Raw genomic sequence first — 24,364 nt, 5'->3', positions numbered from 1 at the left:
ACCGCCCGATCCGCCCGGGCTGCGGCCTCCGACCTCCCGAAAGGAATCTCAAGTCGTGACTGAAGTCCTGCCGCCGGAACACGGCCGGATCGAGCCGGTCGACATCCAGCAGGAGATGCAGAACTCCTACATCAACTACGCGATGAGCGTCATCGTCGCGCGCGCCCTGCCGGACGTGCGCGACGGGCTCAAGCCGGTGCACCGGCGCGTGCTGTACGCGATGTACGACTCCGGCTTCCGCCCGGACCGCGGCTACGTGAAGTGCTCCCGCGTCGTCGGCGACGTGATGGGCAACTACCACCCGCACGGCGACTCGGCGATCTACGACACCCTGGTCCGGCTCGCCCAGCCGTGGTCGATGCGGCACAAGCTGATCGACGGCCAGGGCAACTTCGGTTCGCCCGGCAACGACCCGGCCGCGGCCATGCGGTACACCGAGTCGCGGCTGGCCCCGTTGGCGATGCACATGCTCGCCGACATCGAAGAGGACACCGTCGACTTCTCCGACAACTACGACGGCCGCACCCAGGAACCCGACGTGCTGCCGGCCCGGTTCCCGAACCTGCTGGTCAACGGCGGTGGCGGCATCGCGGTCGGGATGGCGACCAACATCCCGCCGCACAACCTGCGCGAGGTCGCCGACGGCGTCGTCTGGGCGCTGGAGAACCCGGAGTGCGACGACGAGCAGCTGCTCGAAGCGCTGATGGCGCGCATCAAGGGCCCGGACTTCCCGACCCACGCGCAGATCCTGGGCACCAACGCGATCGCGGACGCCTACCGCACCGGCCGCGGCTCCATCAAGATGCGGGCCGTCGTCACCATCGAGGAGGACAGCAAGGGGCGCACCACGCTGGTCGTCACCGAGCTGCCCTACCAGGTCAACCCGGACAACCTCATCGAGAACATCGCCTCGATGCACCGGGAGGGCAAGCTCACCGGCATCTCCGACATCGCCGACGAATCCAACAGCCGGCGCGGCATGCGGATCGTCGTCACGCTCAAGCGCGACGCGATCCCGAAGGTGGTGCTGAACAACCTCTACAAGCACACCCAGCTGCAGACGACCTTCGGCGTCAACATGCTGGCGCTGGTCGACGGCGTGCCGCGCACGCTGCGGCTGGACCAGGTGATCCGGTACTACGTCAAGCACCAGATCGAGGTCATCGTCCGGCGCACCAGGTTCCGGCTGAAGAAGGCCGAGGAACGCGCCCACATCCTGCGCGGTCTGGTCAAGGCGCTGGACATGCTGGACGAGGTCATCGCCCTGATCCGGCGCTCGCCCACGGTCGACGACGCGCGCCAGGGCCTGATCGACCTGCTCACGGTCGACGAGGTCCAGGCCAACGCGATCCTGGAGATGCAGCTGCGCCGCCTCGCCGCCCTGGAGCGGCAGAAGATCGTCGACCAGCTGGCCGAGATCGAGCGCGAGATCGAGGACCTCAAGGACATCCTCGCCAAGCCGGAGCGGCAGCGGCAGATCATCCGCGACGAGCTGATGGAGATCGTCGACAAGTACGGCGAGGACCGCCGCACGCAGATCATCCCCTTCGAGGGCGAGGTCTCCATGGAGGACCTCATCGCCGAGGAGGACGTGGTCGTCACCATCACCCGCACCGGCTACGCCAAGCGGACCCGCACCGACCTGTACCGGGCGCAGAAGCGCGGCGGCAAGGGCGTGCAGGGCGCGCAGCTGAAGCAGGACGACATCGTGTCGCACTTCTTCGTCTGCTCGACCCACGACTGGATCCTGTTCTTCACCAACAAGGGCCGGGTCTACCGGGCGAAGGCCTACGAGCTGCCGGAGGCCAACCGCACCGCGCGCGGCCAGCACGTGGCGAACCTGCTGGCCTTCCAGCCGGACGAGCAGATCGCCCAGGTCATGCAGATCAAGGACTACACCGCCGCCCCGTACCTGGTGCTCGCCACCAAGAAGGGCCTGGTCAAGAAGTCCCGGTTGACCGATTTCGATTCCAACCGATCGGGTGGTCTCATCGGCGTCAACCTCAAGGAGGACGACGAGCTGGTCGGTGCGGTGCTCTGCTCCGCCGACGACGACCTGCTGCTGGTGTCCGCCGAGGGTCAGTCGATCCGGTTCCACGCCACCGACGAGGCGCTGCGCCCGATGGGCCGCGCCACCTCCGGCGTGCTGGGCATGCGCTTCAACGACGGTGACGAGCTGCTGGCCATGGGCGTCGTGCGGGAGGACCGGTACGTGCTGGTCGCCACCGACGGCGGCTACGCCAAGCGCACCCCGATCGACGACTACCCGGTGCAGGGTCGCGGCGGAAAGGGAGTGCTGACTCTCCAGTACGACAACAAGCGTGGCAGGCTTGTGGGGGCGCTCATCGTCGAGCTCGACGACGAGCTCTACGCGATCACCTCCAGCGGAGGGGTCATCCGGACCACCGCCAAGGAGGTCCGCAAGGCCGGCAGGCAGACGAAGGGGGTTCGTCTGATGAACCTCGACGAGGGTTCCGCGCTGGTGGCCATCGCGCGCAACGCCGATGAGGCCGCCGACCCGGACGCTGCGGGGCCGGAGCAGCAGAAGTAACACTGTGGGAGACCACGCCGCACACCGCCGACGATCACCGAAGGATCGCTCGTGACATCTTCCGAGAAGCCGGAGTCCTCGGGCCCGCACAAGGACGCGGACCAGGCTTCGGCCAGCACGCAGACCGTCGACAGCACCGTCGAGGCGGAAACCGAGACCGCCCCGGTGGCCGCTGAGGCCGACAGCCCCAGCGGTGAGGAGCTGAACGGCACGGAAACGCCGCCGCCGTGGCAGCGCGCGTCGGCGTCGGCGACCGGCGGGGAGGCCCCCGAGGCCCCTCCGGTGGTCGCCCAGGTGCCGGACGTCGACGACACGCAGACCATCCCCAAGCAGACCGCGGACCAGGAGACGGTGCGCACCAAGGTGCCGCCGTCGGCCCGGACCCAGGTCTCGTTCACCGGGGCCGGTACCGGGGCCGCGGGGCCGCGCGCGTCGACGCCGTCGGCGCGCCGACCCAGCCGCGGACCGCGGCGGGCCAGCCTGCAGGTCAAGCGGGTGGACCCGTGGTCGGTGCTGAAGCTCGCGCTGGTGCTCAGCGTGGCGCTGTTCTTCGTCTGGATGATCGCGGTCGCGGTGCTCTACGGCGTGCTCGACGGCATGGGCGTGTGGGATCAGCTCAACGGCACCTTCAGCGAGCTGACCCAGCCGGACGACGCGGCGGCCGAGCCGCTGATCAGCGCCGCCCGGGTGTTCGGCGTCGCCTCGATCATCGGCGCGATCAACATCGTGCTGGTGACCGCGCTGGCGACGGTGGCCGCGTTCATCTACAACGTGGCGGCCGACTTCGCCGGCGGCGTCGAGATCACCCTGTCCGAGCGGGAATGAGCCGCTGACGTGGCGATTCCGGTCCACCGGGCCGGGATCGCCACGTCGCTCCGGGCGCAAGACGACCCCCCGTTCGAAGGGCCGGAAGGCGTCCTGTAGTCTTTGAATCACAACAAGGGCCTATAGCTCAGGCGGTTAGAGCGCTTCGCTGATAACGAAGAGGTCGAAGGTTCAAGTCCTTCTAGGCCCACTGGTAACCCTTTCAACCCGAACGTCACGGGCCGCGCGCCGCGTGCAAGGAGGCGACCGGAAGTGAAGAAGCTGCTCGCACTCGCCGCAGTTGCTGGAGTCGTGCTGTTCGTGGTCCGGCGCAACCGCGCCGCCAAGGCCGAGGCCGACCTCTGGCGCGAGGCGACCGCCGAGGCCTGATCGCCCGGCGAGACACCTGAACCAGCCCGGTCCGGTTTCGCCGCGCCGGGCTGTTCTCGTCGCCACCGACGATCCACCGATCTCGTGCGGCGACGGCCAGGGGACGTAGCTCAATTGGCAGAGCACCGCCTTTGCAAGGCGGGGGTTAGGGGTTCGATTCCCCTCGTCTCCACGTAGAGATTCGGTGAAGTGTGCTCAAAGCCCCCGCTTGTGCGGGGGCTTTTTCGCTTTATCTCTACGTCATTATTTTGGGGGGTCGAACCCCCCAAGCCCCCCACGGTGCGGGGGTTGCCTCTCGTGGGCTCCTTGCGTGGGGTGGCGTTCCCGGTCTGCTCACCGACCAGCCCCTGGCTCCGAGGCATCGGTGGCTTTGTTGGCACCTTCTCCAGTGTCCGTTTCGGCTTCTTATTCGGTTTCTTCGTTGGTGCTTGTGGGGGTTTCTGGGGTTTTTGGTGGGGGTTTTTGCTGGGTGGAAGTTTGGTTCGGTGTCTTGGGGGTTGGACGGGGAGCATCCCTGCACTGGGTTTTCTGCAGTGGGGCAGGGAGGTTGGGCTATGTCCGGGTCCGGGACGGGTTCTGTCGGGCGGAGCGGTTGGGTCTTGCCGCTCTGCTGGACCGCTGTGCTGCTGGACGGGTTCGACCTCGTCGTGCTCGGCAGCGTGCTTCCGGTGCTGCTCGAGACGAAGCAGTGGGGGCTGACCGCCGCCAGCGCTTCCATCGCGTCCACCGCCGGCCTGGTCGGGATGACAATCGGGGCGCTGGCCATCGGGACGATCACCGATGTCATCGGGCGGCGGAAGGCGCTGATCTTCGCGGTCACCAGCTTTTCGCTGCTCACCGCGTTGTGCGCGGTTGCGCCTTCGGTCTTCGTGTTCGGGTTGCTTCGGTTCCTCGCCGGGCTCGGGCTCGGAGGTTGCCTTCCCACCGCGATCGCCCTGGTCACCGAGCACGCTCGTGCGGGCAAGAGCGGTAGCGCCACCACCACGATCATGACCGGGTACCACGTCGGGGCCGTGCTGACGGCGTTGCTGGGGATCGCCGTGCTGCCGAACCTGGGTTGGCGCGCGATGTTCGTGATCGGAGCTGCTCCGGCGCTGGTGCTGGTGCCGCTCATGCTCCGGTACCTGCCCGAGTCGGAGTCGTTCCAGCGCGTCAAGGCCGAGCGCGGTCCCCGCGGTGGGGCCGATGCCGTCGCTTCGCTGTTCCGCGGTGGGTTCGCCCGCGCGACCATCGCCTTCTGGGTCACGTCGTTCATGGGGTTGCTGCTGGTCTACGGGTTGAACACCTGGTTGCCGCAGATCATGAAGTCGGCGGGTTATCCGCTCGACGCGGCGCTGGGGTTGTTGCTGACGCTGAACATCGGCGCGGTGATCGGGTTGCTGATCGCCGGTGCGGTGGCCGACCGGATCGGGCCTCGGCCGTCCACCATCGGCTGGTTCGCGGCTTCGGCCGTCTTCCTGGCGGCGTTGAGCATCAAGCTGCCCGGGATCGGCGTGTACGTCGCCGTCCTGGTCGCCGGTTGCTTCGTGTTCAGCTCGCAGGTGCTGGTGTACGCCTACATCGGTCGCGTCTACCCGGCCGCGAACCGGGCGACCGGGCTCGGCTGGTCGGCCGGGATCGGGCGCATCGGCGCGATCTGCGGCCCGCTGCTCGGCGGCGCGCTGCTCACGGCCGGCATCGCTTACCCGTGGGGCTTCTACGCGTTCGCCGTGGTCGGCGCGCTGGGCGCCGTCGGTGCCGCGCTGGTCCGGCGCCCCGAGGTGGCGCAGTCCTCGGAGCGCGCGGCCGAGCGGGTCGAGCAGTGATCAGGCCGCGTTGCGGAGTGCCTGGCGGACGGTCCGGTGGGTCAGGTCGTGCCCGGCCAGGAAGTCGGCGGCGACACCTCGGCCGCTGAGGAGCGCGAGCAGGATGTGCTCGTCGCGGATCTCGCGGTGCCGCAGTTCGACCGCTTCGCGCAGCGCGCCTTCGATCGTGGACTTGGCACTGGTGCTGAACGGCCGGTGCGCTTTGAAGAAGCGCCGCCGCCGGCGGCGGTTCGGTTCGGCCATGGCGTCGGGGCCGAGGGAGCGTTCGACGTGCGCGACGACCTCGCCCACGTCGATGCCCAGCTCGCGCAGGGCCTCGGCGTCGGAATCGCTCAGACCGCCGAACCTGCGCGCCTTCGCGTAGGCCGCGACCACGCCGTCCTCGTCGACGCCGTGCTCGGCGAGCAACTGGCCGGCGCGGGTCGTCGGCATGTGCACGAGCGCGAGCAGCAGGTGCTCGTCGGTGATCTCCGGGTGCACCTGCCGCTGCGCCTGCTCCGTCGCGCCGACCACCGCCTGGCGGGCGGCTGCGGTGAACCTCTCGAACATGGTCATGACCTCCCGTGTTTCTTGTGCACGGCCTGCCTGGACACGCCCAGTTCCGCTGCGACCTCCTGCCACGACCACCCGTGGTTGCGCGCGTTGCGGACCTGCACCGATTCGAGCTGTTCGAGCAGCTTCCGCAGCGCCGCCACGGCGCGCAGGCCCACTCGGGGATCGCGATCGCTCGCCGCGGCGGCGAGTTCCGTAGCTCCTGCCATGACGTCAACCTACGTTGACAAGCGGGAGGTGTCAACCCACGTTGACAGATCAGCCCTCGGCGGCCGCCTTGATCCGGTCCACCGTCTGCTGCATGCCCTTCTGGAGGAGGCCGCGGCGGAAGTCCGCGAACGTCGCGGCCCGTTCCGGCGGGAGGCTGTCCCGGATGTTCAGCAGGCGGCTCGGCGGGGACTTCATCCGGAAGCGCTGGGTCAGCACGCAGCCGTCCGCGGTCGGTTCGATCTCGAAGGACCACACCATGTTGTCCGTGAGCGCGGGGGCGGTGAGCACCTCCCAGGCGAACCGGCGTCCCGGTTCGGCCTCGACCACCTGGCACTCGGTGGTCCAGGTGTCGCCCCTGGCCTGGTTGTCCCCCTCGAACCGGGCGCCGACGGCGCCGGGCTCGCCGGACGTCCACCGGCCGCCCGTGCACTCGGGGCTCCACTCGCCCATCCGGGTGATGTCGCTGGCGACTCGGTAGACGGCGTCCGCCGTCGCGGCCACGTCCGCGGTGGCGCGCAGGTCGTAACTGATCAGTTCAGCCATGCCAGCATCTTGGCCCCGCGAACCGATCCACCGATCTGTGATCTGGGGCATAGCGAAGGGCACCTCCGGGCAGGAGGTTCGCCCGAAAGTGCCCTTCGCCGCGTTCGTCAGCGGGAGCGTTCCGAGGTGGGGCGGTGCTGGCCGTCGGTCTGGGCGGGCACCTCCGCGCGGTGGCGGGCCGGGGTGTCGCGCCTGGTGAGGTCGTTGTCCGCAGAGGCGACCGGCAGTTCCTCCGGGCGCCGGGAGAACGCCACCGCGGCCGCCGCCGCCAACCCGGCCAGCACCAGCAGCACCCACGGCCACTTGCGGCGCTTCGGCTTGCTCGGGCTGATCCGCTCGGCCAGCTCCTTGCGGGCCACCGCGGTGTTCTTGGCGAGCTGCTTGCGGGAGGCCGCGGCCTTCTTCTCCCACCGCTTGCGCGCCCGGCGGCTCTGCTTGGCGAGCTCCTCGCGGGACATCCCGGTGGCGCGCTGCGCGAGCTTCTCCTGCAGGTCCTCGGTCGAGATGCCGTGGCTGGCGAGTTCCTGCTCGGCCAGCGCGGCGGCGTGCTTGGACAGCGCCACCCCGACCTCGCCCGCGCGCTTGGCGTTGCGGCGAGCGGATTTGATGCCGGTTCCCACCGCCTTGCCCACGCTCTCGCCAGCTCGGGCCATCGCCTTCACCTCATCCATCGTGTGCCTCCTGGGCCCGGCGTCCGCCGGTCGACTACTGGCCGCATCGGGGCCCATACTGCACCCAGAGACCGCGATCGGCCTGTTCGATGGCAGGATGGCCGGGTGGCTGAAGACAACGGATCGCTCGTTGGGACGAAGGTGACCGCGACCCTGCACACCTCGCAGGGGGATATCCGGCTCAACCTGTTCCCCGACCAGGCGCCCAAGACCGTGAGTAATTTCGTGGGTCTCGCCGAAGGCACCAAGGACTACGCGGCCCCCAACGCGAAGGGCGAGAAGTCCGGCCCGTTCTACGACGGGGTGATCTTCCACCGCGTCATCGACGGCTTCATGCTCCAGACCGGTGACCCGACCGGGACCGGCCGCGGTGGCCCGGGCTACCAGTTCGGCGACGAGTTCCACCCGACCCTGCAGTTCGACCGCCCGTACCTGCTGGCCATGGCCAACGCGGGCCCGAACACCAACGGCTCGCAGTTCTTCATCACGGTCGCCGCGACCAGCTGGTTGAACTACAAGCACACCATCTTCGGCGAGGTCGCCGACCAGGAGTCCCGCAACGTGGTCGACGCCATCGGGCAGACCGCCACCGGTGCGGCGGACCGCCCGGTCACCGACATCGTCATCGAGAGGGTCTCGATCGAGCGAGGTTGATCCCCGCTCACCGAGCAGAGGGCAGGTCCCACACGTGACTGTTCCGCCCGGATCCCAGCCGGGGGCGGACGGGGCGCCGCCGCAGCTGCCGACCTGCGTCCGGCACCCCGACCGCCCGACCGGCCTGCGCTGCACCCGGTGCGAGCGCCCGGCGTGCCCGGAGTGCCTGCGCGACGCCTCCGTCGGCCAGCACTGCGTCGACTGCGTCGCGCAGGGGCAGCGCGGCATGCGGCAGCCGGTGACCGTCGCCGGTGCGCGGCTGCCCGCCAAGCCGATCCTGGTGCCGGTGCTGATCGCCGTGAACGTGCTGATCTTCGCGCTCACCGCGGTGCAGGCGGGCAGCATCGGTGCGAACTTCACCGCGCCGCTGTTCGACGAGTTCGCGCTGTGGCCGATCCTGGTCGCGGGCGGCCAGTGGTGGCGGTTGCTCACCGCCGGGTTCCTGCACATCGGGTTGCTGCACCTGGCGATGAACATGATCGCCCTCTGGGTGATCGGGCGTGACCTGGAACTGCTGCTCGGGCGGGCGCGGTTCATCGCGGTGTACCTGCTGTCGCTGCTCGGCGGCAGCGCCGCGGTGTTCCTGTTCGGCGACGAGGTGACGCCGGTGGCCGGTGCGTCCGGTGCCGTCTACGGCCTGATGGGCGGGATCGCCATCGCCGCGCTGCGGCTGAAGGTGAGCCTGCGGCCGGTGCTGGTGGTCATCGCGCTGAACATCGTCGCCAGCGTGGTGATCCCGGGGATCTCGCTGCTCGGGCACATCGGTGGCCTGGTGCTCGGCGTGCTCGCGACCGGCGCGCTGGTCTACGCGCCCCGCAACCGGCAGGTGCTGATCCAGGCCGGTGCGCTGGGCGCGCTGCTGGTGGTGCTGCTGGCCGTGGTGATCACGCGCGACGTGCAGTTCGGCAACGTGGTGTGCTTCGGATCCGGAGCGCAGACCCGCTGCGGCGTGCTCGGTTCCTGAGTCAGCTCTGCCAGCCGCGCAAGGCCTCGGCGACGTCCTGCGGGTCCGAGCCGAGGTCGAGCCGGGTCAGGATGACCAGGGCGGCGTCCGCGTCGAGTTCCAGGGACTGCACCTCGCGGCCGAAGCGGCGGTGGTGGCGGACCCGGACCGTCACCGCTGACCAGGGCCAGTGCCGCCGGCCGCCCAGGCCGCGGACGGTCACGCCCTCGCGGTCGGCGCGCAGCCGCGGGCGGCAGAGGGTGGCGTGCGCCGAGGCGACGGCCATGGCGAGCACCAGCACTCCGACGAAGGTCCGGTCCACCGCGGATTCGGCGGCGAACCACCAGGTGGCAGCCGCTGCGGTGAGCACCCAGCCGGTCGCGACCAACCCCGCCGGGGTCGCCCACTGCTGCGCTCCGTTCGGCACGTCCACCGTTATCCACCCGCTACCGATGAGTTATCCACAGGAGTTATCCCCATTGGGGATGAGTTACACCCATGTTGTTCGACGACCGGCTGTCAATACCCCGACGAGATGAGTGAGGCCCGAAGGGATTGCGCCCTCCGGGCCTCGTCACGAATCGCGGCGGTGCGGTCAGCGCCAGCGCATCGTCATCAGCAGGCCGACGATCATGAAGGCGAACCCGACGGCGAAGTTCCAGCCGCCGAGGTCGGTCATGAACGGGATCTTCTCGCCCGCGATGTAGTTGATCACCAGCCAGAGCAGCCCGATGATCATCATCCCCAGCATCACTACGACGTAGATGGGGTGCGACGGGCCGACCGCCTTCGCCTTCACCGGCGTGCGGCGGTCGCCCACCGGGGTGGGTGAGTCCTTCTTGCGGACCTTGGACTTCGGCATGGTGTCCTCGCCAGGTGGTGCGGCCGCGGGTGCCGCGTGCTCGGGCGGTCGCCGACCCGCGAAACCAGCCGCGGATCGGTTCGTTGTTCCAGGTACCACGTTAACGTAATCACAGAGCTGATCTAGAGCCCGCCTGTGGTCATTTCGCCCGGGGACGAACCAGTCCCCGCGGTCCGAGCAGTGACGGAGAGCGCAACCGTGGCAGCACCGGAGCACCCCGAGGCCCCGCCGCCGGAGCGCCGCCGCGCCCGCTCCGCGCTGCGCGTGGTGGGCGAACTGCTGATCACCGCCGGTCTGGTGCTGCTGCTCTTCGTGTTCTACGCGGTCTACGTCACCGACTGGTCCACCGCCCGCAAGCAGGCCGCGGCCACCGACCGGCTGCTGACCCGGTGGCAGCAGCCGCCACCGGCAGCGCCGCCACCGCCGCCGAGCACCGGTGAGGGCTTCGCCCAGCTGTACCTGCCGGAGTTCGGGCCGGACTTCCGGTTCGCGGTGCTGGAGGGCACCGACAGCGCGACCCTGTCCGGCGGCCCCGGCCACTACACCGGCACCGCCTGGCCCGGCGAGCGGGGGAACTTCGCGGTGGCCGGGCACCGGATCGGCAAGGGCGCGCCGTTCAACGACCTGGACCAGCTCGAATCCTGCGATCCGGTCGTGGTGGAGACCGAGACGCGCTGGTACGTCTACCGCGTGCTGCCCATGGCCGACGAAGTCGCTGGTTGGGACGGGCGCGGCGGTGACCCGCGCTGCCGGGGCGTGGCGCCCGTCGGCGAGCCCTACGAGCAGGTGCACGGCCGCCGCATCGTGCTGCCCGCGCAAGGCGAGGTGATCCACCCCGTGCCCGGCAGGCCGGCCGACCTGCTGCCCGCCGACCAGCGCACCCGGCTGATCACGCTGACCACCTGCCACCCGGAGTTCTCCGCCGAGCAGCGGCTGATCGTGCACGGCGTGCTCACCACGGAGTACCCGAAGGACCCGGCACGCCCGGAACTGCGCCCCGCCGAGCTGGAGGAACGCTGATGTACGGGTGGATCTGGCGGCACCTCCCGGGCGGCACCGCGGCGAAGGCGCTGCAAGCCGTGCTGCTGGTGGTGCTGGTGGTGGCACTGCTGCTGCTCGTGGTGTTCCCCGCGATCGACCCGCTCCTGCCCTTCAACGAGGTCACCACGCAGTAGTGGCGAAAACCGGCGGGACGGGACGGTGGGTGCCCGCGTACTCTGGCGCCGTGCGCGTACTCGTCGTCGACAACTACGACAGCTTCGTCTACAACCTCGTGCAGTACCTGGCCCAGCTGGGCGCGGACTGCGTCGTGCGGCGCAACGACGTCGTCACCGACGACGAGGTGGCGGCCGCCGACGGGCTCCTGCTCAGCCCCGGCCCGGGCACGCCGGACCGCGCCGGGCGCACGATGGAGCTGATCCAGCGCTGCGCCGCGGAGCGCAAGCCGGTGCTGGGCGTGTGCCTCGGGCACCAGGCCATCGGCGCGGTGTGGGGCGGCGTCGTCGAGCGCGCGCCGGAGCTGCTGCACGGCAAGGTCAGCGAGATCCACCACTCCGGCGCCGGGGTGTTCGCCGGGCTGGCGGAGCCGTTCATCGCGACCCGCTACCACTCGCTGATCGTGCGCGCGGACACCATCCCGGACGACTTCGAGATCACCGCGCGGACCGCGTCGGGCATCGTGATGGGCATGCGCCACCGCGAGCTGCCGGTCGAGGGCGTCCAGTTCCACCCCGAGTCGGTGCTCACCGACGGCGGCCACCGGATGCTGGCGAACTGGATGGCCAGCGCGGGCCACCCCGTCGAAGAACACCTGGTCAACGAGCTCGAACGCGGGATGCGCGAGGTCGCCGCAGCCGCCCAGCGCTGACCCCATCACCCGGGTGAACGTCAATTTCGCGCGAAATTGACGCGGCCTAGCGCCGGGCCTGCTTGCGGTAGGCGTCGAGGACGTCCTGGCGGAGCAGGTGGCCGAAGCCCGCGGATTCCAGGCGGAGACCGAGCTGGGCCTCGTCGATGCCGAGGTCGGCCGCGGTGCCGGCCAGGTGCCAGCCGTGCGCGGCCAGGCGGCTGAGCAGGTGGCCCCGGCGGACCTGGCTCTCGGAGAGCCGGAACGTCTTCAAGTACGCCGTCCGGCCCCGCTCGTCGCGGATCGCCTCGCCGATGTGGTTCTCCTCCTTGGGCCGGAACACCGGCAGGAACCGGGCCAGCTCGAAGCGCCCCATCCGGTACACCGACTGCCACGTGCAGTTCTGCTCCAGCAGGCCCGCCGCCATCGTCGCGTCGTGGAAGTCCGCCCAGGAGCGCTCCTCGGCGTCGGCGGCCGCGCGCAGGTCCGCGAAGGAGTCGATCCGCGCGTCGGTGATGCTCGCGCGGAAGTCCTCGACCGGAGGCATGAGCAATGCGTACTGGAAGATCAGCTCGCCGTGCATGTCCTGCACCAGCGTCGGGTGCAGGACGCGGTAGTCCTCGGGGTGCGGGACGACGAACGCGGCCGCGAGCGCGTCGGCGACGTAGAGCAGCATGCCGCACTGGCCGGGGTGGATCTCGAAAACCCGCAGCGCATCTTCGAGGCCGGGGATCGCCGCACCCGAGTAGGCGGCTTCCGCGCGCGGCGAGAGACCTCGCCGCAGGGCCTGCTGCGACCACTCCGCCCAGGCGATCTCCGGGCCGCCGAAGTGCAGGGCGAGGTAGCCCTCCAGCGCCAGGTGCAGGGGCAGGAACCGCAGCCGTCCGGTGGCTTCGCGACGGGCCATCTTCCGGTGGAAGCGCAGCGGGATCGCGGCAGGCGGCTCGTCGCCGGGCAGCTGGGTGCCGTAGGCGACCGCCGTGCCGTCGCCGGTCCACTCGGCGACGAACCCGTGCGGGACGTAGGAGATGTAGGTGCCGCGGTGGCCCGCCTCGACCACGCCCACCGAATCGCCGTAGATCCGCGGGTGCAGCCGGAGGTCGTCGATCGGTTCCGGGCGCACCAGCGGCACCAGGCGGACGGCACCCCAGGCCTGGGCGGGGCGGGTTTCCAGGCCGGTCAGGTCGAGTCCGGTCATCGCGTCTCCCCGCCGAGCAGCCGGTCCGCCCGGCTGTCCAGGTAGCCGATCAGGTCCGCCAGCCCGGTCCGGCCGGTCGCGAACTGGGCGAGCTCCACCAGCGCGGGCAGGTCCTCGGCGTCGCGGATCCCCGTGCTGGGCACGACCTCGGACAGGCCGCGCACGTCGAACCCGGTCGCGTCGTACACCGGGTTGAGGTGCACGACGCCGGTGCGGTGCTCCGGGTCGAGCCGGGTGCGCCAGGCGCGGAGCACCTCACCGGCCAGGCCGGGCGGCGCGTTGTCCCACCCGTCGGAGACGATCACCAGCCGGTCCGGGCCGGTTTCCAGCGCGTCGAGGATCCGCCTGCCCAGCGGCGTCGCGCCGTGCGGCCGGGCGAGCAGCGCGTCGGTGCGGCCCGACGTCCACCGCGCGGTGTAGTCGTCGGCGAGAGCCGCGAGCAGGTGGTGGCAGGCCAGGGCCACGGCGAGCGGTCGGCGGCGCTTCTGGCCCGAGCCGGATGCGGAGAAGCTGTCGTCCAGGACGGCGGCGACCTTGCCCCAGCTTCCCCGGTGCGGGCCCGCCACCCGGTCGGCCGCGGCGCGCAGCGCGCGGGTCAGCTCGTCGCGGCGGCGCACCCGGTCCTCGACCGGCAGGGCGAGCGCGTAGGAGGCCAAGCGGGTCAGCGGCATGCGGGTCAGGTCGGCTTCGGCGGCGCCGGACTCCTGCAGCCGCAGGGTCTCCAAGCGGGTCATCTTCGGCGCGATGCGCTCCAGGAAGACCTCGCGCGGGATGCCGTGCTTGGCGGCGAAGCCCTCGGCGGCGGTGAGCGGCAGCTCGTAGACGGAGGCCTGCTCGTAGTGCGCGCGGCGCCAGGTCTCCAGCAGCGGCGTCGCGTACTGCGGGCGGCTCAGCGGCGCGAACAGGAAGGTGCCCAGCTCGTCACCGGCCGGGGTCAGGTGCGCGTGCCGGAAAGCGCGCTTCATGCCGCCGCGGTACTTCACGGCGTCGAACGCGGGGTCCGGCCGGGCGGCCAGCCAGTCGCGCATGATCGCGCGGGTCCGGCGGTTGTTCACCTTGGCCCGGCGCAGCGCGCTGAACAGCCGGAACACGCGCTGCGGCGGCAGCAGCGCCAGCCGTCCCGCGATCAGCCGGCCCTCGCTGCGGCGCTGCTCGGCGCTCGCCTCGCCGGAGGTCTCCAGCAGGCGCCGGACGATCAGGGCCGCGTTGTGGTCGTTGATGTCGAGCGCCAGCACCCCCGCGTAGAGGTCCCGGTAGTTGACCAGCATGTACTCGTGCAGGAAGTCCAGGGACAGCTGCTGCTCGCCGGCACCGGTGTGGAACTCGCGCTGGCCGGTCGCGGTGATCGCGGCGTTGACGAACAGCAGCACATCGCTGGCAGCGAGCAGCTCTCCCCGCGATTCCACGGTTCCCCCTCAGTGTCTGTCGGCGTAGCCGTCCGCGCCTTATAAGCGGCGAAGCCGCTTGGAGCAGGCACGCAACTTGCACCGCTGCGGGTTCTGAGCGGTTTCCTGGCGAGGACGGCCCCTCCGCCGTGTATCGGACATACATCAGGAGGGGCACCCGCAGTCCAGGGAAGCGCTCAGGTTCCGCCACCCGCACCGCCACGCAGACCAGCCACCAAACAGGTTCTAGGTCTTGGCGCCGACCGGGGAATGGGAGCACGAGCTGCGAATCATTGCTGTAGAGGCAGGTTCCGGAAGTCGCGCCGGAGTCCCGCGGTCGGCGAGTGGAATGCTAACAACACTCGCCGACCGCGATCACGGCATTTTTCCGGGCTCAGCCGCCCCAAGGCGGCAGGAAACCGCCGTCGTTGCCGGGGCTGGTGGTCGGGGAACTGGTGTAGTCGCCCACGTAGATCGTCACCGTCTGACCCTTGCCGACCTTCTGGCCGGAGCTGGGCGAGGAACCGACGACCTTGCCGTCCATGTCCTTGTCGGTGGTCTCCTGCGTGACCTCGTTGATGTTGCCGTTCCAGCCCAGGGCCTGCAGCGCCTGCTTGGCCTCGCTCGGCGACATGCCGGTCAGCTGCGGGACGGTGATCTGCTGGCCGTTGGAGACCACCAGCACCACCTCGGAGTTCGGCCGGACCTGAGTGCCGCCGGCCGGCGACTGGTCGATCACCGTGTCCGCGGGCTGGTCCGAGTCGCGGGTCTGCCTCTTGACCGTGAACCCGGCGCCGTCCAGGTAGGCCTTGGCCATGTCGTAGGACATGCCGCGCAGGTCGCGGAGCGCGACCGTGTCGATCTTCTTGCCGACCACGACGTTGATCGTGGTGCCCTTGGCCACGGAGGTGCCCCGGCTGTCCCAGTCCATGATCCGCTGGTACAGCGCCGGGTCGGAGGTCTCCTTCTCCTTCGGCTGGATGCCCAGCTTGAGGCCGACCTTGTCCAGCTCCTGCTGCGCCTCGGTCATGGACAGGCCCTCCAGGTCGGGGACCTGCACGCTCTCCGGGCCGGTGCCGATGCAGAGCTCGATCCTGGCCGTCTCCCTGTTGAGCTCCGACGGGTACTCGGGCGTCTGCTTGACGACCTTCTCGATCTCATCCCGGCTGGACGGGCACGAGGTGAGCTTGACCTTCCAGTTCTCCGTCGTCGCCCGTTCCTGCGCGGCGTTCTTCATCATGCCCACGAAGTTCGGGACCCGTTCGGTCTTCTCCGCGTCGTTGCCGATCAGCAGCGTGACCGCCCACGCGGCCAGCGCGAACACCGCCACGCAGGCCACCGTGATCAGCGCGACCGTCCGGGTGCGGCGGCGCTTGCGCTCCTTCTCGTCGTCGACCGGATCTTCCGGGTCGCGGTCCACCGACCGGTGCCTGCCGGGCGGCATCAGCTCGGTCGCCGCGGACTGCGACAGCATCGCGGTGCGCTCTTCGTCCGACATGATCATCGGAGCCTTCGGGCGCTGCCCGGACAGCACCCGCACCAGGTCGGCGCGCATTTCCGCGGCCGACTGGTAGCGGTTCGCCGGGTTCTTGCTCAGCGCCTTGAGCGCCACCGCGTCCAGCGAGGCGGGCACCGTCGCGTTGACGTCGGAGGGCTTGCGCGGCTCCTCCCGGACGTGCTGGTAGGCCACCGCGACCGGCGAGTCACCGGTGAACGGCGGCTCCCCGGTGAGCAGCTCGAACAGCACGCAGCCGGAGGCGTAGACGTCGCTGCGCGCGTCCACCGCCTCGCCGCGGGCCTGCTCCGGCGACAGGTACTGCGCGGTGCCGATCACCGCGGCGGTCTGGGTGACCGCCGCCTGGCCGTCGGCCAGCGCGCGGGCGATGCCGAAGTCCATCACCTTCACCGCACCGGAGTTGGTGATCATGATGTTGGCCGGCTTGACGTCGCGGTGCACGATCCCGTGCCGGTGGCTGAAGTCCAGCGCCGCCGAAGCGTCCGCCATGACCTCCATCGCCCGGCGCGGTGCCAGCGGCCCCTCGGTCTTGACGATGTCGCGCAGCGTCCGGCCGTCGACGTACTCCATCACGATGTACGGCAGCGGACCGCTCTCGGTGTCCGTCTCACCGGTGTCGTAGACGGCCACGATCGCCGGGTGGTTCAGCGCGGCGGCGTTCTGCGCCTCGCGCCGGAACCGCAGCTGGAACGTGGGGTCGCGGGCGAGGTCGGCGCGCAGGATCTTCACCGCCACGTCCCGGCTCAACCGGGTGTCGCGACCGCGGAACACCTCGGACATGCCGCCGTAGCCGAGCGTCTCGCCGAGCTCGTATCGGTTGGACAGAAGTCGGGGTGAACTCATCGAAGCGTCGTTCCGATCCTTGTCAACGATCGTCCCATCATGCCGATCCGCCCTCGTCGGCCGACGGGACGAGTGGTGTTCCCCCGACTCCGGTGCCCGGCAGCACCACCGGGTCCGGTTGCCGTAGCGCAGTGTGGCCCAGCGCCGCGGCGGAATCCAGGCCGTGAGTTTCCGCACCCAGGCCTTCGTCCCGGTTGACGAGCCAGTACGTGGTGAATCCCACCGCGACCAGCACCGCCATCGCCAGCACCGCCACCAGCACCCAGATCACGACCTTGTTGGCCGAGGAGGTGGGCGGCGGTTGCGGTGGCGGCAGCTGCGGGGCAGGCGCCTGCGGCGGGATCAGCCCCGGTGGATAGGTGTTGCCCATCGGCGGGAGCTGCGTCGGCATCGGGTGGACGCCGGTGTTGGGCACGGGCACGTTCAGCTGCTGCCGCTGCTGCGGCAGCACCAGCGACGACGGCGTCGGCAGCGGCCGGCCCGAGCGCACCGCCGCGACGGCACCGGCGAACTCGCCGCCGTCGGCGTAGCGGCGGCGCGGATCCTTGGCCATGGTGGCCTCGATCAGCGCGCGCACGCCCGGCGGCACGTCCGGCGGCAGCGGCGGCGCGATGTCGCGGATGTGCATCATCGCGACCGTCACCGCGTTGTCGGACAGGAACGGCCGGTGCCCCATGAGGCACTCGTAACCGACCACCGCCAGCGAGTACACGTCGCTGGACGGGGTGGCGTCGCTGCCCAGGGCCTGCTCCGGCGCGATGTAGTGCGCGGTGCCCATCACCATGCCGGACCGCGTCACCGGCGCCGAGTCGGCGGCCTTCGCGATGCCGAAGTCGGTCAGCTTCACCTTGCCGTCGGGGGTGATCAGGATGTTGCCGGGCTTGACGTCGCGGTGCACCAGACCGCGCTGGTGCGCGGCCTGCAGCGCCTGGCCGGCCTGCTCCAGCATGTCCAGCGTGTGGTCGGTGTTGATGCGGCCCTCGCGGGCGAGGATCGCCGCCAGCGGCTCGCCCTCGACCAGCTCCATCACCAGGTAGGCGGTGTCCTCCGGCCCGTCCGGGATCGCGGCGGTCTCGCCGTAGTCGTGGACCGCGGCGATGCCCGGGTGGTTCAGCGAGGCGGTGGTGCGCGCTTCGGTGCGGAAGCGGTGCAGGAACTCCGCGTCCCCGGACAGCTCCGCCTTGAGCACCTTGATCGCCACCGTCCGGTCCAGCCGGACGTCCACCGCCTCCCACACCTCGCCCATCCCGCCGACCGCGATGCGCTTGCCGAGGCGGTACCGGTCGGCGAGTAACTGGCCGGAGGTCAGCACGGATCAGCCACCTCCCTGCAGACCGGCCCGGATGACCTCCCGGCCGATCGGGGCGGCGACCGAGCCACCGGTGGCCTCGGCGCCCTCGTCACCACCGTTCTCCACGATCACCGCGACCGCGATGGTCGGGTTCTCGGCGGGGGCGAACGCCACGTACCAGCCGTGCGGCTTGTCGCCGACGTCGCCGTGCTGGGCGGTGCCGGTCTTCGAGGCGATCGAGACGTTGGAGATCTTGCCGGAGCCCTTGGTGTACTTCTCCGACTGGATCATCATCTCGCGGAGCATGCTCGCGACCTCCGGGGAGACGGACTGCTTCATCTCCTCCGGCTGGAAGGTGTCCAGCTCCGACATGTCCGGCGAGCGGGTGTTCTTCACCAGCTGCGGCTTCATCAGCTTGCCGCCGTTGGCGATGGCCGCGGTCATCATCGCGTTCTGCATCGGGGTGACCCGCACGTCGCGCTGACCGATGCCGCTCTGGTACAGCGCCGCCTGGTCGGCCATCGCGCCGAGGTCGGACTTGGCGACGCTCATCGGGATCTGCAGGTCGTCGCCGAACCCGAACGCCGCGGCGGTCTCCCGCATCTTGTCCGGCCCGAGCTCACCGGCGATCTTGGCGAAGGCGGTGTTGCAGGAGTAGGCCACCGCCGCCGTGAGCGTGTCGCCCCGGCAGGTGTTGCTGCCGTAGTTGGGCAGCGTGGCGCTGGCCGTGCCGGGCAGCGGGATGCGCGCGGCCGTCTCCACCTTGCTGTCCGGCTTGTAGCCGTTCTGCAGCGCGGCGGCCGTGGTGATCAGCTTGAAGGTCGAACCGGGCGGGTAGATCTCGGAGACCGCGCGGTTGGCCATCGGGTTGCCGTCGGCCCCGCTGAGGTTGTCCCACTGCTTGGCGACCTCGTTGTTGTCCGTCGAGGCCAGCAGGCCGGGGTCGTAGGACGGCGCGTTGACCATGGTCAGGATCTCGCCCGACCGCGGGTCCAGCGCCACCACCGAGCCGGTGAAGCCCTTGCTGGTCAGCTCCTTGTAGGCCACCTCTTGCATGGCCGTGTTGATGGTCAGCTCGACGCTGCCGCCGCGCGACTCCTTGCCGGTGATCATGTCCGACAGCCGGTCGAAGGCCAGGCTGTCGTCCTTGCCGGTGAGGATCTTGTCCTCGGCGCGCTCGATGCCGTTGGAGCCGTAGTAGAACGAGTAGAACCCGGTCACCGGGGCGTACGTCGGGCCGTTCGGATAGGTGCGCAGCCACTTGTAGCGGTTGTCCTCGTTGGGCACCGACCGGGCCAGTGACTGGCCGCCGGCGATGATCTGCCCGCGCTCCCTGGCGAACTCCTCGAACTGGGTCCGCTTGTTCCGCGAGTCCTCGCGGAGCTCGTCCGCCTGGATCACCTGGATGTAGGTCGCGTTGCCCATCAGCAACACGACCATCACCATCATGGCCAGCGCCACTCGGCGCAGCGGCTTGTTCATCGGGGACGCTCCACGAGTTCCGTATGCGCTTCCGCGATCGGCGCCTGCTTGGGCTTGGGCTTGGCAGGCGTCTGCGGCCGTCGCGCGGCGTCGGAGATCCGCAGCAGGAGAGCGACCAGCACGTAGTTGGCGAGCAGCGACGACCCACCGGCCGCCAGGAACGGCGCGGTCAGACCGGTCATCGGGATCAGCCCGGTGACACCACCGGCGACCACGAACAGCTGCAGCACGATGGTGAACGCGAGACCGCCCGCGAACAGCTTGCCGAAGGAGTCGCGCACCGCCAGCGAGGTGCGCAGACCGCGCATCACCAGCAGCAGGTACATCATCAGCACGGCCATCAGCCCGACCAGGCCGAGCTCTTCGCCGATGGCCGAGATGATGAAGTCGCTGGCCGCCCACGGGGTCATGTACGGCCGGCCCGAGCCCAGCCCGGAGCCGAACATCCCGCCGTTGGCCATCCCGAACAGACCGCTGCGCAGCTGGAAGGCGGGGTCCTCGCCGTTCGGCCCCAGCGGGGCCAGCGGGTCCAGCCAGGTGTTCACCCGGAGCTGGACGTGGTCGAAGAGGTTGAACGCGACGACGGCGCCGAGCGCGAACATCGACAGGCCGAGGAACACCCAGACCGCGCGCTCGGTCGCGATGTAGAGCATGACCAGCACGATGCCGAAGAACAGCAGCGAGGAACCCAGGTCCTTCTCCAGCACCAGGATGCCGATGGACAGCACCCAGGCCGCGATCACCGGCATCAGGTCCCGCGGGCGCGGCCAGTCCACGCCGAGGAAGCGCTTCCCGGCGGTGGTGAACAGCTCCCGCTTGGAGACCAGGAACGAGGCGAAGAAGATCAGCAGCAGGATCTTGGCGAACTCACCGGGCTGGATGGAGCCCAGCGGGCCGAACCGGATCCACAGCTTCGCGCCGTTGGCCTCCGAGATGCTGGAGGGCAGCAGACCGGGCAGCGCCAGCAGCGCGATCCCGACGAACCCGCAGGTGAAGCCGTACTGGGCCAGCGTCCGGTGGTCCTTGATGAACGCCAGGACCAGGACGAACAGCACCACGCCGACCGCGCTGAACATGATCTGCTTGCCGGTGAACGGCCCGCCGTAGACCTCGGCCAGGTCGAGCCGGTGCAGCATCACCAGGCCGATCCCGTTGATCAGCGCCACCAGCGGCAGGATCAACGGGTCGGCGTACGGCGCCCAGCGGCGCACCGCGAAGTGCGCCACGCCGAAGAGCACCAGGAACGCCGCACCGTAGAGGAACAGGTCCCGGGTGACGGTCTGCTCCTGGGAGATCTCCACGATGAGCAGCGCGAAGGTGACGAGCACCGCAGCGAAAACCAGCATGAACAGTTCGGTGCCCCGCCGAGTGAGAACTCGCGGGGCGCCGCTGGTCGCTCCGGTCTGAGCGGCCGGTTCGGGCATCAACTCACCATCCGGCAGGTCACGCCCGGCTTCTGCTCCTCCGTCTGCAGCGGGGTGGCGTCGTCCGGCGGGGGCACCTCGGCGTTCGGCTGGCCGGGCGGCGGGACGTCGCCGGGCTGGTTGGCCGGCGGTGCCGGTGGCTGCGCGGGCGGCTCGGGCTTCTGGCACTCGGGCAGCAGCGCGGTCATCCGCAGCCGGCGCATCGCCTCGCGGGCGTCCTGCAGGCCGTTGACCTCGGTGATGCCGTTGCGCACGTCCGGTCGCTGCGCTTCCTGCAGGTCCATCAGCTTGATCGGGGTGCAGTCCGCGGCCGAGTCCGGCGGGCAGGAGGTCTCCACCTGCCAGTTCAGCGAGACGCCGAGCACGCTGCCCTGCACGCCCTGGTAGATCACCACCTCGTCGGCGTCGTTGGCGCCGATGTAGTACTGGTTGAGCACCCACCAACGCCCGACCAGTCCGCCGCCGACAAGCAGGATGAGCACGCCGCACATCACCAGCAGCCAGCGCAGCCAACGCCGTTTGCGCGGCAGCTCCGGCGGAGGTGAGGTGGGCTCGAAACGCTGCGGCTGCGGCCGCGGCATGGTCACCGCGGAAGCGCGCGCCGCCGACGAATCGGGTTGCGGATGCTCATCGCCATTTCCCGCCGCGCCCCCGACGATCGGGGCGTCATCGCCGAACTCGACGTCGACGACGTCGGCGATGATCACGGTCACGTTGTCCGGACCGCCGCCCTTGAGGGCGAGCTCGATCATCCGGTCCGCGCACTGCTGCGGGTCCGGGATGCGCAGGGCTTCCGCCAGCGTCTCGGTGCTCACCGGGCCGGTCAGCCCGTCCGAGCAGAGCAGGTAGCGGTCCCCGGCGCGCGCTTCCCGGATCGCCAGGCTCGGTTCCACCTCGTGGCCGGTCAACGCGTGCAGCAGCAGCGAGCGCTGCGGGTGGTTGGCGGCCTCCTCCTCGGTGATCCGGCCTTCGTCGATCAGCGACTGCACGAAGGTGTCGTCGTGGGTTATCTGGGCAAGCTCGCCGTCGCGGACCAGGTAGGCCCGGGAGTCGCCGATGTGCACCAGGCCGAGCTTGCTGCCCGCGAACAGGACAGCGGTCAGCGTGGTGCCCATCCCCTCCAGGTCCGGGTCGTTGGCCACCAGCTCGGCGATGGCGCCGTTGCCGGTCAGCACCGCGTTGCGGAGCTGACCCAGCAGGTCATCGCTGGGCTCGTCGTCGTCCAGCGGCGCGAGCGCCGCGATGACGACCTTGCTGGCGACCTCCCCGGCGGCATGGCCTCCCATGCCGTCCGCGAGGGCGAGTAGTCGTGGGCCGGCATAGACCGAGTCCTGGTTGTTGGAACGAACCAGGCCGCGGTCGCTGCGGGCTGCGTAGTGAAGGACGAGGGTCATGAGCGCAGCTCGATCACCGTCTTGCCGATTCTGATCGGAACGCCGAGCGGGACCTTGGTCGGCCCCGTGACCTTCGCCCGATCGAGGTATGTGCCGTTTGTGGAGCCTAGATCCTCCACGTACCAATCGGAGCCCCGAAGCGACAACCTCGCGTGTCGTGTCGACGCGTAGTCGTCATCGAGGACCAACGTGGAGTCGTCCGCCCGGCCGATCAGGATCGGCCGGCCGTCCAGCGAAATGCGCGTGCCGGCGAGCGCACCGTGCGTCACCACCATCTGGCGTGGCGCCTTGCTCCTGCCCCTGGCCTTGGCCGGGGCCCGACCCGCTCCTGGCAACGGGAGCCGCATCCCGGACGCCGAGTAGAGGTCCGAACGAACCACTCGAAGCGCAGCCAGCACGAACAACCAGAGCAGGGCGAGGAACCCTGCTCTGGTCAGCTGCATCACCAGCTCTGGCACTTGTTGTGAACGCTCCTACTCGTGTCGGGGACGCGGTTCGCGGTCTCAGGCCTGCTGAGCGCGGAAGATCAGGGAGGAGTGCCCGACCCTGATCACGTCTCCGTCCGCCAACTGCCAAGTCTGCACCGGAGTGCCGTTCACCGTGGTGCCATTCGTGGAACCGAGGTCGGCCAACATCGCGCTCTGGCCGTCCCAGGTGATCTCGATGTGCTTGCGGGAGACCCCGGTGTCGGGGAGCCGGAACTGGCCCTCCTGGCCGCGGCCGATGATGTTCGAGCCCTGCTGCAGCGTGTACGAGCGGTTCGAACCGTCGTCGAGGTGCAGGGTCGCGGTCATCATGCCGCGCGGGCCGCCCTGCGGGTAGCCACCGGGCGCGCTCTGCGGGTAGGCGCCACCGGGCTGCTGGCCGTAGCCGCCCTGGTCCGGGAAACCGCCCGACTGCGGGTAGGCGCCGCCAGGCTGCTGGCCGTAGCCCTGGTCGTAACCCGGCTGCTGGCCGTAACCCTGGTCGTAACCGGCAGCGGGCTGCTGGCCGTAACCCTGGTCGTAGCCACCGGGCTGCTGCCCGTAGCCCTGGTCGTAACCGGCCTGCTGGCCGTAGCCGCCGCCCTGGTCGAAACCGCCGGGCTGCTGCTGGCCGTAGCCCTGGTCGTAACCGGCGGCCGGGGGCTGCTGGCCGTAACCCTGGTCGTAGCCCGGCTGCTGGCCGTAGCCGCCCTGGTCGTAGCCCGGCTGCTGGCCGTAACCCTGGTCGTAACCGGCGGGCTGGCCGTAGCCGCCCTGGTCGTAACCGGGCTGCTGCTGCCCGTAGCCGCCCTGGTCGAAACCGCCGGCGGGCTGCTGCTGGCCGTAGCCCTGGTCGTAGCCGGCAGCCGGGGGCTGCTGCTGGCCGTAGCCGTAGTTGGGGTCCTGGCCTTGGCCGTAACCCTGGTCGTAGCCGTACTGCCCCTGCTGGTTGTACGGATCTCCCTGGGGATAGTGGCCTGGTGGCTGGCTCATGGGTCGGTCTCCTGCGGTACGCGGTTGTGCCGGCCGTCGAGTCACGTCGGGGTCGACGGTCGAGCTGATTCGAAACTGTCCCGTGTGCAGCGTCTCAGAGCGCTCCAGGGAGACTACGACGTCACCATATGTGTCCCACCCCTGCTCGGTGAGATGCTCCTGAACGCAGTCGGCGAGGAGGTCGGTCACCCGGTCCTCGTCGTCGGTGAGCCGATCGTGATCGGACGGGCTCAGTTGCACAACGTAGTGGTTGCACGCGAGCAGTCGACCCCCGGCGAGCTCCCGGACCTGCAGCTCGGCTTCCCGCTGCAGCGCCTGGGCGACCTCCTGGGGCACGACCTTCCCGCCGAAAACGCGCGCGAAGCCGTTACCGACGATGCCTTCGAGTCGGCGCTCAAAGCGCTGCACGAGGCCCACGGCAATTTCCTTCCACGCGTACGACTCCTGGCACCCATCGTATCTGGGTCAACGGGCCGAGACACCGCCCAGTTCCCAACAAGTCCGACCCCCCGCCGAAGCCCCTCGTCAGCCCGTGCTAATCTA

General features: G+C 70.0%; 23 protein-coding genes, 2 tRNA genes and 1 pseudogene. 11 read left to right on the top strand and 15 right to left on the bottom strand.

Annotated elements, in window-relative coordinates:
* The first annotated feature begins 55 nt into the window (after nucleotides 1-55).
* From gyrA to OU416_RS10915, 6 genes and pseudogenes are all read left to right on the top strand, one after another.
* Complete coding sequence (gene gyrA / locus OU416_RS10940; RefSeq protein WP_270926777.1) at nucleotides 56-2,551, top strand: DNA gyrase subunit A; 2,496 nt, start codon at nucleotides 56-58, stop codon at nucleotides 2,549-2,551.
* A gap of 51 nt (nucleotides 2,552-2,602) precedes the next feature.
* Entirely contained in the window at nucleotides 2,603-3,376 is a 774-nt protein-coding gene (locus tag OU416_RS10935; RefSeq protein WP_270926776.1) for a DUF3566 domain-containing protein, read from the top strand.
* Nucleotides 3,377-3,492: 116 nt separating this feature from the next.
* Nucleotides 3,493-3,566 (top strand) — tRNA-Ile (locus OU416_RS10930).
* Nucleotides 3,567-3,628: 62 nt separating this feature from the next.
* A pseudogene (locus OU416_RS10925) lies at nucleotides 3,629-3,736 on the top strand (DLW-39 family protein); the annotation flags it as partial.
* A 108-nt stretch (nucleotides 3,737-3,844) separates the two neighbouring features.
* Nucleotides 3,845-3,917, top strand: a tRNA-Ala gene (locus tag OU416_RS10920).
* Between the two features lie 382 nt (nucleotides 3,918-4,299).
* Nucleotides 4,300-5,550 carry an MFS transporter gene (locus OU416_RS10915; RefSeq protein WP_270926775.1) on the top strand — a complete coding sequence of 417 codons (1,251 nt, stop codon included), beginning with the start codon at nucleotides 4,300-4,302 and terminating at the stop codon, nucleotides 5,548-5,550.
* Here OU416_RS10915 and OU416_RS10910 read toward each other — a convergent pair whose 3' ends face one another.
* The 4 genes from OU416_RS10910 to OU416_RS10895 form a co-directional block, all read right to left on the bottom strand.
* Complete coding sequence (locus OU416_RS10910; RefSeq protein WP_270926774.1) at nucleotides 5,551-6,105, bottom strand: Clp protease N-terminal domain-containing protein; 555 nt, start codon at nucleotides 6,103-6,105, stop codon at nucleotides 5,551-5,553.
* Complete coding sequence (locus OU416_RS10905) at nucleotides 6,102-6,311, bottom strand: helix-turn-helix domain-containing protein (RefSeq protein WP_093150665.1); 210 nt, start codon at nucleotides 6,309-6,311, stop codon at nucleotides 6,102-6,104. The genes OU416_RS10910 and OU416_RS10905 overlap by 4 nt, the downstream gene beginning before the upstream one ends.
* 49 nt (nucleotides 6,312-6,360) lie before the next feature.
* Nucleotides 6,361-6,855 carry an SRPBCC family protein gene (locus tag OU416_RS10900; protein ID WP_270926773.1) on the bottom strand — a complete coding sequence of 165 codons (495 nt, stop codon included), beginning with the start codon at nucleotides 6,853-6,855 and terminating at the stop codon, nucleotides 6,361-6,363.
* A gap of 107 nt (nucleotides 6,856-6,962) precedes the next feature.
* Nucleotides 6,963-7,526 carry a hypothetical protein gene (locus OU416_RS10895; protein WP_270926772.1) on the bottom strand — a complete coding sequence of 188 codons (564 nt, stop codon included), beginning with the start codon at nucleotides 7,524-7,526 and terminating at the stop codon, nucleotides 6,963-6,965.
* Nucleotides 7,527-7,631: 105 nt separating this feature from the next.
* Between OU416_RS10895 and OU416_RS10890 the strand changes: the two genes are divergently transcribed.
* Together OU416_RS10890 and OU416_RS10885 are read left to right on the top strand one after the other, a co-directional pair.
* A complete protein-coding gene (locus OU416_RS10890) occupies nucleotides 7,632-8,180 on the top strand; it encodes a peptidylprolyl isomerase (RefSeq protein ID WP_270926771.1) in 549 nt (182 codons plus the stop codon).
* A 34-nt stretch (nucleotides 8,181-8,214) separates the two neighbouring features.
* A complete protein-coding gene (locus OU416_RS10885; protein ID WP_270926770.1) occupies nucleotides 8,215-9,144 on the top strand; it encodes a rhomboid family intramembrane serine protease in 930 nt (309 codons plus the stop codon).
* A gap of 1 nt (nucleotide 9,145) precedes the next feature.
* Here OU416_RS10885 and OU416_RS10880 read toward each other — a convergent pair whose 3' ends face one another.
* Nucleotides 9,146-9,556: a PH domain-containing protein gene (locus OU416_RS10880; RefSeq protein WP_270926769.1), complete on the bottom strand. Its 411-nt coding sequence runs from the start codon at nucleotides 9,554-9,556 to the stop codon at nucleotides 9,146-9,148.
* Nucleotides 9,557-9,718: 162 nt separating this feature from the next.
* Nucleotides 9,719-9,985: a cell division protein CrgA gene (gene crgA / locus OU416_RS10875; RefSeq protein WP_270926768.1), complete on the bottom strand. Its 267-nt coding sequence runs from the start codon at nucleotides 9,983-9,985 to the stop codon at nucleotides 9,719-9,721.
* Nucleotides 9,986-10,183: 198 nt separating this feature from the next.
* On the opposite strand from crgA, the gene OU416_RS10870 reads away from it, so the two are divergent.
* The 3 genes from OU416_RS10870 to OU416_RS10860 are packed head-to-tail and all read left to right on the top strand — an operon-like array spanning nucleotide 10,184 to nucleotide 11,852.
* Nucleotides 10,184-11,005, top strand: coding sequence for a class E sortase (locus OU416_RS10870; RefSeq protein ID WP_270926767.1), 822 nt, complete (start codon nucleotides 10,184-10,186; stop codon nucleotides 11,003-11,005).
* Nucleotides 11,005-11,160, top strand: coding sequence for a hypothetical protein (locus OU416_RS10865; protein ID WP_270926766.1), 156 nt, complete (start codon nucleotides 11,005-11,007; stop codon nucleotides 11,158-11,160). The genes OU416_RS10870 and OU416_RS10865 overlap by 1 nt, the downstream gene beginning before the upstream one ends.
* A gap of 50 nt (nucleotides 11,161-11,210) precedes the next feature.
* Nucleotides 11,211-11,852: an aminodeoxychorismate/anthranilate synthase component II gene (locus OU416_RS10860; RefSeq protein ID WP_270926765.1), complete on the top strand. Its 642-nt coding sequence runs from the start codon at nucleotides 11,211-11,213 to the stop codon at nucleotides 11,850-11,852.
* Nucleotides 11,853-11,898: 46 nt separating this feature from the next.
* Here the strand turns inward: OU416_RS10860 and OU416_RS10855 are convergent, their stop codons facing one another.
* The 9 genes from OU416_RS10855 to OU416_RS10815 form a co-directional block, all read right to left on the bottom strand.
* Entirely contained in the window at nucleotides 11,899-13,029 is a 1,131-nt protein-coding gene (locus tag OU416_RS10855) for an ARPP-2 domain-containing protein (RefSeq protein WP_270926764.1), read from the bottom strand.
* Complete coding sequence (locus tag OU416_RS10850; protein WP_270926763.1) at nucleotides 13,026-14,435, bottom strand: hypothetical protein; 1,410 nt, start codon at nucleotides 14,433-14,435, stop codon at nucleotides 13,026-13,028. Before OU416_RS10850 ends, OU416_RS10855 begins: the two co-directional genes overlap by 4 nt.
* A gap of 373 nt (nucleotides 14,436-14,808) precedes the next feature.
* On the bottom strand, nucleotides 14,809-16,773 hold the full coding sequence (gene pknB / locus OU416_RS10845; RefSeq protein ID WP_270926762.1) for a Stk1 family PASTA domain-containing Ser/Thr kinase: 1,965 nt from the start codon (nucleotides 16,771-16,773) through the stop codon (nucleotides 14,809-14,811).
* A gap of 37 nt (nucleotides 16,774-16,810) precedes the next feature.
* On the bottom strand, nucleotides 16,811-18,085 hold the full coding sequence (locus OU416_RS10840; RefSeq protein WP_270926761.1) for a protein kinase domain-containing protein: 1,275 nt from the start codon (nucleotides 18,083-18,085) through the stop codon (nucleotides 16,811-16,813).
* 3 nt (nucleotides 18,086-18,088) lie between these two features.
* Nucleotides 18,089-19,546: a peptidoglycan D,D-transpeptidase FtsI family protein gene (locus tag OU416_RS10835; protein WP_270926760.1), complete on the bottom strand. Its 1,458-nt coding sequence runs from the start codon at nucleotides 19,544-19,546 to the stop codon at nucleotides 18,089-18,091.
* Entirely contained in the window at nucleotides 19,543-20,970 is a 1,428-nt protein-coding gene (locus OU416_RS10830; RefSeq protein WP_270926759.1) for an FtsW/RodA/SpoVE family cell cycle protein, read from the bottom strand. Before OU416_RS10830 ends, OU416_RS10835 begins: the two co-directional genes overlap by 4 nt.
* On the bottom strand, nucleotides 20,970-22,364 hold the full coding sequence (locus OU416_RS10825) for a PP2C family protein-serine/threonine phosphatase (protein WP_270926758.1): 1,395 nt from the start codon (nucleotides 22,362-22,364) through the stop codon (nucleotides 20,970-20,972). Before OU416_RS10825 ends, OU416_RS10830 begins: the two co-directional genes overlap by 1 nt.
* On the bottom strand, nucleotides 22,361-22,822 hold the full coding sequence (locus OU416_RS10820; RefSeq protein WP_270926757.1) for an FHA domain-containing protein FhaB/FipA: 462 nt from the start codon (nucleotides 22,820-22,822) through the stop codon (nucleotides 22,361-22,363). The genes OU416_RS10825 and OU416_RS10820 overlap by 4 nt, the downstream gene beginning before the upstream one ends.
* Nucleotides 22,823-22,867: 45 nt before the next feature.
* Entirely contained in the window at nucleotides 22,868-24,238 is a 1,371-nt protein-coding gene (locus OU416_RS10815; RefSeq protein ID WP_270926756.1) for an FhaA domain-containing protein, read from the bottom strand.
* Between the last annotated feature and the right edge of the window lie 126 nt (nucleotides 24,239-24,364).

Source organism: Saccharopolyspora indica (assembly GCF_027853965.1).
GTDB lineage: Bacteria > Actinomycetota > Actinomycetes > Mycobacteriales > Pseudonocardiaceae > Saccharopolyspora > Saccharopolyspora indica.
This window is presented reverse-complemented; position numbering and strand designations above follow the sequence as displayed.

Coding starts and splice junctions, on each gene's coding strand:
- OU416_RS10915 (WP_270926775.1), top strand. CDS start 4,300: ATGTCCGGGTCCGGGACGGGTTCTGTCGGGCGGAGCGGTTGGGTCTTG.
- OU416_RS10910 (WP_270926774.1), bottom strand. CDS start 6,105: ATGACCATGTTCGAGAGGTTCACCGCAGCCGCCCGCCAGGCGGTGGTC.
- OU416_RS10905 (WP_093150665.1), bottom strand. CDS start 6,311: ATGGCAGGAGCTACGGAACTCGCCGCCGCGGCGAGCGATCGCGATCCC.
- OU416_RS10900 (WP_270926773.1), bottom strand. CDS start 6,855: ATGGCTGAACTGATCAGTTACGACCTGCGCGCCACCGCGGACGTGGCC.
- OU416_RS10895 (WP_270926772.1), bottom strand. CDS start 7,526: ATGGATGAGGTGAAGGCGATGGCCCGAGCTGGCGAGAGCGTGGGCAAG.
- crgA (WP_270926768.1), bottom strand. CDS start 9,985: ATGCCGAAGTCCAAGGTCCGCAAGAAGGACTCACCCACCCCGGTGGGC.
- OU416_RS10865 (WP_270926766.1), top strand. CDS start 11,005: ATGTACGGGTGGATCTGGCGGCACCTCCCGGGCGGCACCGCGGCGAAG.
- OU416_RS10855 (WP_270926764.1), bottom strand. CDS start 13,029: ATGACCGGACTCGACCTGACCGGCCTGGAAACCCGCCCCGCCCAGGCC.
- pknB (WP_270926762.1), bottom strand. CDS start 16,773: ATGAGTTCACCCCGACTTCTGTCCAACCGATACGAGCTCGGCGAGACG.
- OU416_RS10835 (WP_270926760.1), bottom strand. CDS start 19,546: ATGAACAAGCCGCTGCGCCGAGTGGCGCTGGCCATGATGGTGATGGTC.
- OU416_RS10830 (WP_270926759.1), bottom strand. CDS start 20,970: ATGCCCGAACCGGCCGCTCAGACCGGAGCGACCAGCGGCGCCCCGCGA.
- OU416_RS10825 (WP_270926758.1), bottom strand. CDS start 22,364: ATGACCCTCGTCCTTCACTACGCAGCCCGCAGCGACCGCGGCCTGGTT.